Genomic DNA, 12553 nt, shown 5'->3' with positions numbered 1-12553 from the left:
TTGCGATTTTTAGTTTTCCTTTTAGGAAACTTTACATGTAATATTGTAAACGCTTTCCTTGTGTTTGTCAAGAAAAAAACCAACCTCAGGGCTGGTTTCCTTTACATATTAATCTTCTTTCAACTTCGCCAATTCCTGAGCAAGGAGTTTAAGGGCAACTTGTGGGTTGGCTTGGCCTTTGGTTGCTTTCATAAGGAATCCTGTGAAGGCCTTGTCTGCGTTACGTTTCCCTGACTTGAAGTCGGCAACAGCAGCTTCGTTATCGGCGAATACTTGGTGGATGATTGGAATCAAGACAGCTGGATCTGAGATTTGAACCATGCCAGCTTTTTCCACGTATTCACGCGCGCCACCGCCATTTTTAGCTAGGTGGACAAAGACTTTCTTGGCAATCTTAGAAGAGATAGTGCCGTCTTCGATGATGGCAATCATTTCAACCAAGTTTTCTGGTGTCAATTCGATTTGTTCCAGTGTCTTGCCTTCTGCGTTCAAGAACTGAGCAACTTCACCTTGTAGCCAGTTTGAGACTTGTTTAGCATCGCCACCGAGGGCAACAGCTTTTTCAAAGAAGTCAGAAGTGACTTTATTAGCAGTCAACTGGCTAGCATCGTAGTCTGACAAGCCAAGGTCAGATACATAACGTGCACGGCGTTCTTTTGGAAACTCTGGCAACTCTGTACGCATTTCCTCAATCCACTCGTCTGAGATTTCAAAGAGAGGTAGGTCTGGTTCTGGGAAGTAGCGGTAGTCTGCAGCACCTTCCTTGACACGCATGAGGATGGTTGCTTTGTTGGCTTCATCGTAACGGCGTGTCTCTTGGCGGATTTGACCACCTGAGCGAAGGATTTCAGCTTGACGTTGGACTTCATATTCAAGCCCCTTGCGGACATTTGAGAAGGAATTCAAGTTCTTCAACTCAGTCTTGGTACCGAATTTTTCTTGACCATAAGGACGAAGGGAAATGTTGGCATCCACACGCATAGAACCCTCTTCCATCTTGACGTCAGAAATGCCAGCGTACTGGATAACTTCCTTGAGGGCTGTTAGGTAAGCGTAGGCTTCTTCTGGCGAACGCATGTCAGCTTCAGATACAATCTCAATCAAGGGCACCCCTTGGCGGTTGAGGTCAACATAAGAGTAGCCATCTGTACCGTGGGTGTTTTTACCAGCGTCTTCTTCTAGGTGAGCACGTTCGATACCGATTTTCTTAGTCGTACCGTCCTCTAGCTCGACTTCAATCCAGCCGTTATAACCGATTGGCTCATCAAACTGAGAAATTTGGTAGGCTTTGGGATTATCAGGGTAGAAGTAGTTTTTGCGGTCAAAGTGCATCTTTTTGTGGATGTCCATGTTGAGGGCAAGAGCAGCCTTGATACCAGCATCAACAACACCTTTATTGAGAACTGGCAGAACTCCTGGGAAAGACCAGTCAATCACGTTAGTGTTGGCGTTTTGGTCATTTCCAAAGTGGGCAGAAGTAGGTGAGAAGATTTTTGAATTGGTGTTGAGCTCTACGTGGACTTCAAGTCCAATGACTGTTTCAAAGTTCATTAGTTGTCACCTCCAAAAATCACGGGTTGTTGTTTGTGGTAGTCTGTTGTTGCTTCAAAAGCAGCAGCAACTTGGTAAATGGTTTCCTCAGAATACTTAGGACCAATCAATTGCAGACCAACAGGTAGACCTTGAGAGAAACCAGCAGGAATCGAAATTCCTGGGAGACCAGCTAAGTTGACAGGAATGGTCAAGAGGTCAGCCAAGTACATGGCAACTGGGTCGTGGTTGAGTGAGTCCAAGTCATAGGCAACACTAGGAGCAGTTGGTCCCAAAATCAAGTCATAATCCACAAAGACTTTTTCGAAATCTTGAATGATGAGGGTACGGACTTGACCAGCTTTCTTGTAGTAAGCATCGTAGTAACCTGATGAAAGGCTGAAAGTACCTAGCATGATGCGACGTTTCACTTCTTCACCGAAACCTTGACTACGGCTGTTTACATAGATTTCATCAAGGTTGCTTGCATCTTCTGCGCGGTATCCGTAACGGATACCGTCAAAACGTTGCAGGTTTGAGGATGCTTCTGATGAAGCAATGATGTAGTAAACGGCAACACCGTATTTTGAGTGAGGAAGGCTGACTTCTTCAACGATAGCACCAAGTTTTTCAAAGTGTTTAGCGACATTCAGGATAGTTTCCTTAACCTCTGGGTCAATCCCTTCACCAAGATATTCCTTAGGTAAAGCGATTTTCATACCCTTGATGTCTTGGCCGATTTTTGAAGTAAAATCGGCAATGCGGACAGGGGCAGAAGTAGAGTCTTTGACATCTTCGCTGGCAATAGCATTGAGCAAGAGGGCATTTTCCTTAACAGTTGGCGCAAAAGGTCCGATTTGATCTAGGGAGCTACCAAAGGCAATGAGACCGAAACGAGAAACCGTTCCGTAGGTTGGTTTGAGACCAACAATCCCGTTGAAGGCAGCAGGTTGGCGGATAGAACCACCAGTATCAGAACCAAGTGACAAGCGGATTTGTCCTGACGCTACAGCTGCGGCAGAACCACTTGATGAACCACCAGGAACCTTGGTCTGGTCCCAAGCGTTTTTAGTGGCACCATAGTAAGAAGTCTCACCAGAACCACCCATGGCAAATTCGTCCATGTTGGTTTTTCCGACGACAATCATACCCTTGGCTTTTGCATTGGCAACCGCAGTCGCATCAAAGATAGGTTCGTAGTTATAGAGCATTTTTGAGGCTGCAGTTGTGAGAATACCGTCTGTAGAGATGTTATCCTTAACAGCCAATGGAATTCCTGAAAGGACATTGTCAGCATCGATTCCAGCTTCATCAATGGATTTAGCTTGAGCAAGAGCGTGCTCTTCAGAGATGGTAACAAAAGCGTTGATAGTTGTCTCTCGAGACTTGATATCTTCAAGCGTTGCTTGTGTTAATTCAGTTGCTGAAATTTCCTTAGAAACAAGGAGATTGTGCAAGTCTTCAATGGTTTTATTGTTGAAAGTCATTAGGCATCTCCTCCATCGTCTAGGATAGCTGGTACCTTGATATAGTAGTTGTCTTTTTCAGGTACGTTTTTAAACAAGCGATCGCGGTCTGTTCCTTCTTCGGCCACATCAGGGCGGAGTACGGTCTTACGGTCAGCCATAGTCGTAGTAGGTGCGACACCAGTTGTGTCAACTTCGCCCAGCAATTCAACCATGTCAACAATCTTAGACAAGGTAGTCGCAAAGGCAGCAGTTTCTTCTTCAGAGAATCTTAATTTTGAAAGATTGGCAACGTGTGTTACCTCTTCTTGCGTAATTTTCATCTTGCATCCTTTCGTGAAATGATGATTTTTAGTCTGTTCTATTTTACCATATTTTCCTATAAATAAGGGAGGGGAAGGTGAAAAAAGACAGGTGGAGGCTAGAGAATGTGTTTTAATGGTGATTAATTTGAAAAGAGGATTTCAAAGGGGGAATTATATGGTACAATGGTGTAACAGAGAAGTGAAGACGATGGTTACGAAATCGAAAGGATGGTGATGCTTATGTGCAGATCCTGTAAAATCTTATACTCAATGAAAATCAAAGAGCAAACTAGGAAGCTAGCCGCAGACTGTATTTGAGTACGGCAAGGCGAAACTGACGCAGTTTGAATTTGATTTTCGAAGAGTATAGTATTTAGTAGAAAGTAGTAACCAGATTTGCCTCCCTTTTGAGGTTTTGACACTCATGTTTGTAGCTGGTAACTTTGTTATCACGTTCCTGAAGTTCATCCTTGAATTGGTAAAAGAGACAAAAAAATAGCCGTCCTAACTTTGGCGAGTTAACGAGCTATTTTTTAGTTATGTAACTACAGCCACCGTCTTAAACGGATCTGTGGGGTGTTGTTGACGCAACACCTTTTTCTATATTCATTGTAACATTTATTTTAAAAATTGCAAGTGGAATAGGATGGTTAGTGCCTAAGTTAGGCATTAGTTGAATAGTGGGAATTAAAATTGCTAGCTGTTTTTTGTTTATCGTTGATTAGCAAACTAAGATTCTTTGATGTTAATATGCACTCTTTTGGTATTCATTCCATAAAGTCTGAAGTTCATCTGCATTTTCTAAAACATATTGCCTTATTATTTTTAGGTCTTTTGCTTTTACTTTACCATCTCTCAATTCACCGTTCAGAAACATTGAACCCACTTCTTCTCCGTGGATATAAATGTGAATATGCGCTTTTTGACCTTTATGGTTATGTTCGTTAGGACGAATTTCAATACCATACTTTAGGAAAGAATATTTAGGCATGTAGTAGTCCCACGTAGTCCTTCCATGTTTCAAGGTAGTTATCGCGATTTAACTCAATTTGCTTTTGAGCAAAACGAATGTCATAGTCTGCCAAGTCCAAATTTTCTAATACTTCTCCAGTTAGAATACTAAAGGTTCCAATTAATTCATCGTCATCATACATGCGCAAAATAGGGTTGCTTGGATTCTTGCAAATATCATCTTTTGTCACTTCTAAATTGGTTACACCAAATTCTTTGAACATGATTACATCTCCTTTTTGTTTTATTATATCATTTTTGCTAGAATTGTCACGATTTTCTATCTATTTGCCTACAAGGGAAAGTTTTTATCCAAGTTTGTAAAAAAAAATTAAACTTTGAGCTAAATTTTAGGAAAAGTGATATAATTGAATCGTATACTTACGTGGAGGTATTCGATGAAAAAGTTAAAAAATATTGATATTAGTATCAGTTATATTTGGGATTCGATTTTGCGACACCCCATTATAAGTACATTCAGCTTTATTGTTACTACGGGCCTATCAGGTTTTTCTTTTTGGTTTACATTCTTAGAAATAAAATCTAATCTTGGAGAAGAGCACTTCTGGAGATATACCTCTTACATAGTTCTCGTGATTGCTGTAGTCTCCCTATTCTTATATTCTTGGTCGAAAATAGCAACATATTTATTTTACAATGATTACACTAAAGCTGTTTCTAAGTATATGTCCAGCGCTTCAAAACATGATGTATGGCATTTATCTAAAGCTACAAAAGAATATAGGCGAGTGCTTATGCCCGAATCTTCGAGTACATATGATTATAGGCGTAAAGTTTTAGAAAATACTTATAAAAGTTTTTCAACTCTAACAAAACATACTTTTGGAGATATTTTTAATGATTTGGAGGAAGTTTTATCTAAAAGCCTTTATACTTCACTAAAAATTAGTTTGAGATTATTTCCTAAAGATTTTGATATGAATAAGCTAAATTCTTTTCAGGATTTGGCTGAATTGCAATATTCGGAATTTTTTGTTGAAGATGGTAGAATGAATCTTAGAGATAGTGTAAGGTGTCCTTTAAGTGAAGACATGAAGGCATTGATGTTTTCTAAGAATCTAACTCACATCTATAAGATTAAAGATGGTAATACAGGGATTATTTTCATATTAACAGCAAAAAGTTTCTCAGAGTTTCCTAAAATATATGGATTTTTAGACTTTAGTTGGAAAAACCTTAGTCGTCCATTTATGGATAAAGAGTTTTTGATTGATTTTATAATCCCTATAATACTTGAGCGAGTCAATATTCTATGCTATTATATATCAAGTATGGAAACGTATATGTATACTCTACCTTCAAGGATATTTGATAATCCACAAGCGATAGTTCCCATAGTAACTGAATTTGATTTTTTAAAAACATTATATGATAAATATAATGAGTAAAGGAGATAGTAAAAATGGCAGCATTTTCATCATGCAGCAAGATAACCGTAAAAGAAGATTTATGGGAAGCAGGGCAAGCATTAAAGGTTTTAGCCTTTGCAGATTTAAGATATCTAGACAATAAGGCTTTTTGGGAAGCGGTAAAATATGAACCATATCCAAGAGAAATAGATATATGCAATAAAGAAGAGTCTTAATTATATCGTATCTGCTACTTCGCCCCATCATCGGTCAATCTTTTTCATTTAAGAATAGACTTTTGTTTAATACTTACTAATGTAAATTCACTGTACTGTATTTGTTGGTTAGATTCCTAGCTGATAACTTATAAAATAATAAATTGTTAAACCCAATGATCTTAACCGTATCGTTGAGTTTTAATTATGAATCATGACCTAAGAAAACGAGTATCTCCAATTATGGAAATACTCGTTTTCTGATATTTAGAAGTTTTTTTGCTCAGCTTCTTTTTTATAGTAGATTGAAATAAGATATGAACAAATTGATTGGGAAAGTCAAATTAATTTCTAGAAATGTTTTAGCAATCATGACGTACTATTCTAGATTCAATACATTATATTTGGTCAGTTTTAGTTAATCTTTTGTAGAAAAAATGATTTACTTAATAATTCTCTAAGCACATTTATTTTTCTTTCTTTTCAATTAAGCGACCATATGTATGAGTAATGTGTGTAATGTCTTGTTATCCCATGTTTGAAGCAACCACTCAGATATCAAATAATGTGTGTCGAATACCAGTCGCTAATAAATTACAGGGGGAGTCTCTAACATAAAATAGAAATTGAAAAAAATGCTAAAATCCGATATAATGGAGTGTTGAAAGGAATGGTACAATCCAATGTAAAAATCATTCTTAGCTATTGAAACAAGAAAAATAGAGAATCAAAGAAAGAGAACTTATGAACATTCAAGAAGAAATTAAGAAACGCCGTACTTTTGCCATCATCTCTCACCCGGACGCGGGGAAAACAACCATCACTGAGCAGTTGCTCTATTTTGGGGGCGAGATTCGTGAGGCTGGTACGGTAAAAGGGAAGAAAACAGGAACTTTTGCCAAGTCTGACTGGATGGATATCGAGAAACAACGTGGAATTTCGGTTACTTCATCTGTTATGCAGTTTGACTACGATGGTAAGCGCGTCAATATCCTAGACACACCAGGGCACGAGGACTTCTCAGAAGATACCTATCGGACCTTGATGGCGGTGGATGCTGCTGTCATGGTGGTGGACTCTGCCAAGGGTATCGAGGCCCAAACTAAGAAATTATTTGAAGTTGTCAAACATCGTGGTATTCCAGTCTTTACCTTTATGAACAAGCTTGACCGTGACGGTCGTGAGCCACTGGATCTCTTGCAAGAATTGGAAGAAGTTTTAGGCATTGCTAGCTACCCGATGAACTGGCCGATTGGGATGGGGAAAGCCTTTGAGGGTTTGTATGACCTCTATAACCAACGCTTGGAACTCTATAAAGGAGATGAGCGTTTCGCTAGTCTGGAAGATGGGGACAAGCTTTTTGGAAGTAATCCTTTCTACGAGCAAGTTAAAGATGATATTGAACTTTTAAATGAAGCTGGGAATGAGTTTTCAGAGGAAGCTATTCTGGCTGGAGAATTGACACCTGTCTTCTTCGGTTCAGCTTTGACAAACTTTGGTGTGCAGACCTTCCTTGAAACCTTCCTCAAGTTTGCTCCAGAACCACATGGACACAAGAAAACAGACGGAGAAATTGTGGATCCTTACGACAAGGATTTCTCAGGCTTTGTCTTTAAAATCCAAGCCAACATGGACCCTCGTCACCGTGACCGTATCGCCTTTGTCCGTATCGTATCAGGCGAATTTGAGCGTGGCATGAGTGTCAACCTGCCTCGTACTGGTAAGGGGGCTAAACTGTCGAATGTTACCCAGTTTATGGCGGAAAGTCGTGAGAATGTGACCAATGCCGTAGCTGGAGATATCATCGGGGTTTACGATACAGGTACTTATCAAGTTGGGGATACCTTGACAGTTGGAAAAAACAAGTTTGAGTTTGAACCACTCCCAACCTTTACACCTGAAATTTTCATGAAAGTTTCTGCTAAGAATGTCATGAAGCAAAAATCCTTCCACAAGGGGATTGAGCAATTGGTGCAAGAAGGTGCTATTCAGCTTTATAAGAATTACCAAACAGGTGAGTACATGCTGGGAGCGGTAGGTCAACTCCAGTTTGAAGTCTTTAAACACCGCATGGAAGGCGAGTACAATGCGGAAGTAGTCATGAGCCCAATGGGTAAAAAGACCGTTCGTTGGATCAAGCCTGAGGACTTGGATGAACGAATGTCATCAAGTCGAAATATCTTGGCTAAAGACCGTTTTGACCAACCAGTCTTCCTCTTTGAAAATGACTTTGCCCTCCGCTGGTTTGCGGATAAGTATCCAGACGTAGAGTTGGAAGAGAAGATGTGACTCAGTACCAACAATTGGAACTAAAGTTCCTAATTGTTGGACGCTAGTCGCTATTTGGCGAACTAGCTAACTGCCTCACTAACTGAGTTTTACAAATGGAATCGATTTGTAAAACTCAGTGTCGTAATCTAATAATAGGTAACCGCTATGGCGGCTTACCTAAACGCTTCACTAGGAAAAATCCACGAATGGTATCGATTCGTGGACTTTTCCGTCGTAGATAGAAAAGGGTAACTGCCTTACTAACTCCGTTTGCAAATAGACTCGATTTGCAAAACTTCGTGTAGTGGATAAAAATACTGCAAAGTTTGCAGTATTTTATCTCAGCATTCTATAAACAGATGTTGAATATTAAGCCTTATTTATTTTATTATTAACCTTTATGGTAATAACTTACAAATAAAAGAAAACTTCAGATATTCACCTTTTGTGATTGGTCTGAAGTTTTCTTTTTTACTGTCCATATTTTTGGTAAAAGTCAACTTTTACTTGGATGAAGGTTTTGGCCTCGCGTAGGAGTTGAAGAAGGGTGGCGCGGGTTTCAAATTCTTCTCTTGTCTTGGGTAGACTACGGTTCCGGAAGACTTCCAGATAGCGTTCAATTTCATCTAGCAAATCAGAAGCAGGATTGGTCTGGCTCAGTTGAGCTGCAATTTTTGAAAAGAGTTGGGCCAAAATCAGGCTCTCACTGGCAGCTAGGTGACAGGTGTTGATGTGCTGGGCCATGTTTCGCAGGATACGACTTTGTCGCTGTCTCATCTCAAAGTAGTGGATATGGTAATCAGTCTGGTGAAAGAGGTGGTCAGAGTGATCCAAATAGACCAGTCTGAGAGCTTCTTCCAAAAGGGTGTCCAATTCTTCAACTAACTGTGCTCGGTTGCGTCCATCCCCTCTGGATAAATAATATTTGAAGCGCTGGAGAATATCTTTTAACTTTTCTTCTACCAATGTGTGGTAGTGATGAATTTCCTCTTCTCGTGAAGGCATGTAGAGATTAACCAGTAAGGCAAATCCTGTACCGATAGCAAAGAGAAGGAATTCATTGACTAGGAGGTCTGGAGAGGTTGACTCTTGCACCAAGAGATGGCTAACCAAAACGCTACTTGGTGTGATGCCAATTTCCCAGCCCATCTTGTAGGCTAGAGGCACATAGAGGGCTAGATAGAGGCCGAGGCTCCAGATATGAAATCCGCTCAAGTGAAAAGCCAGAACTCCGATAACCAAAGCTAGAAGCATGGAAAAGAGGCGATTTCGGGCCAGTTTTAAGGTACTTCTACGGGTATCGGATAGGCTCAAGAGGGCGATGATTCCAGCCGAGACAGCTGAGGAGAGATTGAGAAAGTAAGCAAGAAGGCAGGCAAGACAGGTAGCTAAGATGAGCTTAGTCGTACGTTGGCTAATAGACATAAGGATTTCCTAGTAAGTTATAATAAAAGCGGAAAAGACAAGACCTGAGCAGGCTTGTCTTTATGAGTTATTTTTTACGGGCTGCTGCGTATTCGGCAACAGCAGTAAAGAGGACATCTGTTGAAGAGTTAAGGGCTGTTTCACATGAGTCTTGGATGACCCCAATCACAAATCCAACCCCAACAACTTGCATGGCAATATCGTTAGAAATACCAAAAAGGCTACAAGCAACTGGGATAAGAAGGAGGGATCCTCCGGCAATACCAGAAGCACCACAGGCTGAGATTGCTGCTACTACACTGAGGACAAAGGCTGTGGCAAAGTCAACAGGGATTCCAAGAGTATTTACTGCAGCAAGGGTTAAAACGTTAATAGTAATCGCTGCCCCTGCCATGTTGATAGTAGAACCAAGTGGGATAGAAACAGAATAGGTATCTGGATCCAGACCGAGGTCGTGGCAAAGTTTCATATTGACAGGGATGTTAGCCGCAGAACTACGAGTGAAGAAGGCTGTAACACCGCTGACACGCAAACATTTCCAAACGAGGGGATAAGGGTTTCTCTTCATAAAGAGGAAGGCAATCAATGGATTGACAACCAGAGCGACAAAGAACATAGTTGTCACCAAGAGGGCAAGCAAGATTCCGTAGTTAGCTAGGCTTCCGATTCCCTTATCAGAGATGGTTTTGAAGACAAGACCAAGGATACCAAATGGAGCTAGATTGATGATCCATTCGACAATCTTAGAAGTCACATCAGCCATAGTTTTCAGCAATTCTTTACTATTTTTGCTGGCCTCTCTCATAGCAATCCCGAAAACAACTGCCCAAGATAAGATACCGATGTAGTTAGCAGTAACGAGGGCATTGACTGGATTGTCAACCAGTTTGAGCAAGAGATTGCTGAGGACCTGGCCAATTCCATCTGGTGGTGCGATTTCTGTATTGGCACTATTTAAGGTAATCTCAACAGGGACGATGAAGCTTGCTAGGACAGCAACAAGTGCCGCTGCAAAGGTTCCCACCAAGTAAAGGAGGATAACCGTTTTCATGTTGCTATCTTGACCCTTTTGATGTTGGGAAAGGGCATTGGCAACGAGGGCAAAGACTAGAATAGGTGCGATGGCTTTGAGGCCACCAACAAAGAGATCTCCAAGTAAACCAATTCCTGAAATGTTAGGAAGTGTCAGCCCTAGGGTTCCTCCAATAAGCATACCAATCAAAATCCGTTTGATTAGGCTTGCCTTATTCCAAGCATGAATGATTTTTTTCATAACAATCTCCTTTGTTGTGTAATGTTTATGATTATAGTATAAATATGAGCTAAAATCAAGAATTTTCTGTCTATTTTGGCTATTATTTTTGAATATTTATGGAGATTCATCACTTGTGAAAGTATGGTATAATAAATGAAAGGAGTTTTCTATGCAAGAATTTATTCAAACCTACCTCAATAAGCTTGATATAACAACGATTATTGAGAATATCTTAACCAAGTTAATTTCTCTGTTATTTCTATTTTTGCTATTCTATATAGCTAAGAAACTACTTCATACCATGGTGCAGAGAATTGTTAAACCTTCTTTAAAAATGTCTCGCCACGATGTCGGGCGTCAGAAAACCATCTCACGTTTATTAGAGAATGTGTTTAATTATACCCTCTATTTCTTTTTACTTTACTGTATCTTGTCTATTTTGGGCTTGCCAGTCTCTAGTTTGCTGGCAGGTGCTGGGATTGCTGGGGTAGCTATTGGTATGGGAGCCCAAGGCTTTCTGTCTGATGTCATCAATGGCTTTTTCATCCTCTTTGAACGTCAACTGGATGTGGGAGATGAGGTCGTTTTGACAAATGGTCCTATTACCGTATCGGGCAAGGTTGTCAGTGTCGGCATTCGAACAACGCAACTCAGAGGAGAAGATCAGGTTCTGCACTTCGTTCCCAATCGGAATATCACCGTCGTCAGCAATTTCTCACGCACAGACTAGACCTGTTATTTTAAGTAATTTGTGGTACAATAGAAAGAGTTTAATAAAGGAGAAAAGATGGTTTTAGAAAAGCAGTTGGGCAATGGTTGTACCTGGATAGACCTTGATGTGGATAAGATTAAAAATATGGAAGATCTTTCTGACATCTATGGATTGGACAAGGAAACCATTGAGTATGCTCTGGATAGAAATGAACGAGCTCATATGGATTATAACCGTGAAACGGAGACGGTAACCTTTATTTATAATGTTCTTGATTTAGAAAAAGACAAAGAATATTATGAAGCGATTCCCATGACCTTTATCGTCGAAAGACAACGAATGATTACCATCAGCAACCATAAGAATGCTTATGTCATTGATCAGATGTCAGCTTATCTGGATAGCCATGAGTCGCTTTCTATTTACAAGTTTCTCTTTGCTGGTTTAGAGATTATCAGTAACGCTTATTATCCTGTCATTGAAGAGATGGATAAAAGTAAGGACGAAATTAGTGCCTTGCTACGTCAAACTACAACAAAGAAAAATCTCTTCGCCCTCTCTGACTTGGAGACTGGTATGGTTTACTTGACAGCAGCAGCAAAACAAAATCGACTCCTCTTGGAACATATCCAGGGCCATGCTCTTTATCGGAGATTTAATGATGTCGAACGAGAGCAGTTTGATGATGCCATGATTGAAGCCCATCAGTTGGTGTCTATGACAGACTTGATTTCTCAAGTCTTGCAACAACTCTCAGCTTCTTACAACAACATCCTAAACAATAACTTGAATGATAGTTTGTCAATTTTGACTATTATCTCCGTCTTACTAGCAGTACTTGCGGTTATTACAGGTTTCTTCGGAATGAATGTTCCCCTACCATTTACAGAAGAGCCAAATGCTTGGATTTATATCTTAATGACTAGCTTGATTTTATGGGTGGCCTTATCTCAATGGCTGAAGAAAATTACTAGAAAATAAAAGAAAAGGAGC

General features: G+C 40.1%; 13 protein-coding genes. 6 read left to right on the top strand and 7 right to left on the bottom strand.

What is annotated here, in order from left to right; all coding sequences use genetic code 11:
- Nucleotides 1-108: 108 nt before the first annotated feature.
- From gatB to gatC, 3 genes are read right to left on the bottom strand one after another with little or no spacing between them, the layout of a single operon-like run.
- The gene (gatB, locus tag ADG81_RS03715) at nt 109-1551 is read right to left on the bottom strand and encodes an Asp-tRNA(Asn)/Glu-tRNA(Gln) amidotransferase subunit GatB (RefSeq protein WP_049522353.1); all 1443 of its coding nucleotides are present in this window, start codon (nt 1549-1551) and stop codon (nt 109-111) included.
- Nucleotides 1551-3017, bottom strand: coding sequence for an Asp-tRNA(Asn)/Glu-tRNA(Gln) amidotransferase subunit GatA (gene gatA / locus ADG81_RS03710; RefSeq protein WP_049550929.1), 1467 nt, complete (start codon nt 3015-3017; stop codon nt 1551-1553). Before gatA ends, gatB begins: the two co-directional genes overlap by 1 nt.
- Nucleotides 3017-3319 (bottom strand): Asp-tRNA(Asn)/Glu-tRNA(Gln) amidotransferase subunit GatC, encoded by a 303-nt coding sequence (gene gatC / locus ADG81_RS03705; protein WP_000705419.1) that lies wholly within the window; start codon nt 3317-3319, stop codon nt 3017-3019. The genes gatA and gatC overlap by 1 nt, the downstream gene beginning before the upstream one ends.
- 406 nt (nt 3320-3725) lie before the next feature.
- On the opposite strand from gatC, the gene ADG81_RS10030 reads away from it, so the two are divergent.
- Complete coding sequence (locus ADG81_RS10030) at nt 3726-3800, top strand: hypothetical protein (protein WP_239668522.1); 75 nt, start codon at nt 3726-3728, stop codon at nt 3798-3800.
- A 246-nt stretch (nt 3801-4046) separates the two neighbouring features.
- On the opposite strand, the gene ADG81_RS03700 is transcribed toward ADG81_RS10030, so the two are convergent.
- Together ADG81_RS03700 and ADG81_RS03695 are read right to left on the bottom strand one after the other, a co-directional pair.
- Nucleotides 4047-4292: a DUF4160 domain-containing protein gene (locus ADG81_RS03700; RefSeq protein ID WP_001127468.1), complete on the bottom strand. Its 246-nt coding sequence runs from the start codon at nt 4290-4292 to the stop codon at nt 4047-4049.
- A complete protein-coding gene (locus tag ADG81_RS03695) occupies nt 4285-4536 on the bottom strand; it encodes a hypothetical protein (protein ID WP_000471831.1) in 252 nt (83 codons plus the stop codon). The genes ADG81_RS03700 and ADG81_RS03695 overlap by 8 nt, the downstream gene beginning before the upstream one ends.
- Nucleotides 4537-4710: 174 nt before the next feature.
- On the opposite strand from ADG81_RS03695, the gene ADG81_RS03690 reads away from it, so the two are divergent.
- From ADG81_RS03690 to ADG81_RS03680, 3 genes are all read left to right on the top strand, one after another.
- Nucleotides 4711-5721 (top strand): hypothetical protein, encoded by a 1011-nt coding sequence (locus tag ADG81_RS03690; RefSeq protein ID WP_049550928.1) that lies wholly within the window; start codon nt 4711-4713, stop codon nt 5719-5721.
- 14 nt (nt 5722-5735) lie between these two features.
- A complete protein-coding gene (locus ADG81_RS03685) occupies nt 5736-5918 on the top strand; it encodes a hypothetical protein (protein WP_000718721.1) in 183 nt (60 codons plus the stop codon).
- A 723-nt stretch (nt 5919-6641) separates the two neighbouring features.
- Entirely contained in the window at nt 6642-8186 is a 1545-nt protein-coding gene (locus ADG81_RS03680) for a peptide chain release factor 3 (RefSeq protein ID WP_001025437.1), read from the top strand.
- A gap of 453 nt (nt 8187-8639) precedes the next feature.
- Here ADG81_RS03680 and ADG81_RS03675 read toward each other — a convergent pair whose 3' ends face one another.
- The gene (locus ADG81_RS03675) at nt 8640-9593 is read right to left on the bottom strand and encodes an aromatic acid exporter family protein (protein ID WP_023946543.1); all 954 of its coding nucleotides are present in this window, start codon (nt 9591-9593) and stop codon (nt 8640-8642) included.
- A 67-nt stretch (nt 9594-9660) separates the two neighbouring features.
- Nucleotides 9661-10866: a serine/threonine transporter SstT gene (gene sstT, locus ADG81_RS03670; RefSeq protein ID WP_020902997.1), complete on the bottom strand. Its 1206-nt coding sequence runs from the start codon at nt 10864-10866 to the stop codon at nt 9661-9663.
- A gap of 151 nt (nt 10867-11017) precedes the next feature.
- Between sstT and ADG81_RS03665 the strand changes: the two genes are divergently transcribed.
- Complete coding sequence (locus ADG81_RS03665; protein ID WP_020902998.1) at nt 11018-11578, top strand: mechanosensitive ion channel family protein; 561 nt, start codon at nt 11018-11020, stop codon at nt 11576-11578.
- A gap of 57 nt (nt 11579-11635) precedes the next feature.
- Entirely contained in the window at nt 11636-12541 is a 906-nt protein-coding gene (locus ADG81_RS03660; protein WP_000242267.1) for a magnesium transporter CorA family protein, read from the top strand.
- Nucleotides 12542-12553 lie beyond the last annotated feature (12 nt).

It is taken from the genome of Streptococcus pseudopneumoniae (assembly GCF_001070815.1).
Classification (GTDB): domain Bacteria; phylum Bacillota; class Bacilli; order Lactobacillales; family Streptococcaceae; genus Streptococcus; species Streptococcus pseudopneumoniae_P.
This window is presented reverse-complemented; position numbering and strand designations above follow the sequence as displayed.

What these genes read in the sequence shown, in the direction of transcription:
- gatC (WP_000705419.1), bottom strand. Translation starts at nt 3,319, where the DNA reads ATGAAAATTACGCAAGAAGAGGTAACACACGTTGCCAATCTTTCAAAA.
- ADG81_RS03675 (WP_023946543.1), bottom strand. Translation starts at nt 9,593, where the DNA reads ATGTCTATTAGCCAACGTACGACTAAGCTCATCTTAGCTACCTGTCTT.
- ADG81_RS03665 (WP_020902998.1), top strand. Translation starts at nt 11,018, where the DNA reads ATGCAAGAATTTATTCAAACCTACCTCAATAAGCTTGATATAACAACG.
- ADG81_RS03680 (WP_001025437.1), top strand. Translation starts at nt 6,642, where the DNA reads ATGAACATTCAAGAAGAAATTAAGAAACGCCGTACTTTTGCCATCATC.
- sstT (WP_020902997.1), bottom strand. Translation starts at nt 10,866, where the DNA reads ATGAAAAAAATCATTCATGCTTGGAATAAGGCAAGCCTAATCAAACGG.
- gatA (WP_049550929.1), bottom strand. Translation starts at nt 3,017, where the DNA reads ATGACTTTCAACAATAAAACCATTGAAGACTTGCACAATCTCCTTGTT.
- ADG81_RS03700 (WP_001127468.1), bottom strand. Translation starts at nt 4,292, where the DNA reads ATGCCTAAATATTCTTTCCTAAAGTATGGTATTGAAATTCGTCCTAAC.
- ADG81_RS03690 (WP_049550928.1), top strand. Translation starts at nt 4,711, where the DNA reads ATGAAAAAGTTAAAAAATATTGATATTAGTATCAGTTATATTTGGGAT.
- ADG81_RS03685 (WP_000718721.1), top strand. Translation starts at nt 5,736, where the DNA reads ATGGCAGCATTTTCATCATGCAGCAAGATAACCGTAAAAGAAGATTTA.
- ADG81_RS03695 (WP_000471831.1), bottom strand. Translation starts at nt 4,536, where the DNA reads ATGTTCAAAGAATTTGGTGTAACCAATTTAGAAGTGACAAAAGATGAT.
- ADG81_RS03660 (WP_000242267.1), top strand. Translation starts at nt 11,636, where the DNA reads ATGGTTTTAGAAAAGCAGTTGGGCAATGGTTGTACCTGGATAGACCTT.
- gatB (WP_049522353.1), bottom strand. Translation starts at nt 1,551, where the DNA reads ATGAACTTTGAAACAGTCATTGGACTTGAAGTCCACGTAGAGCTCAAC.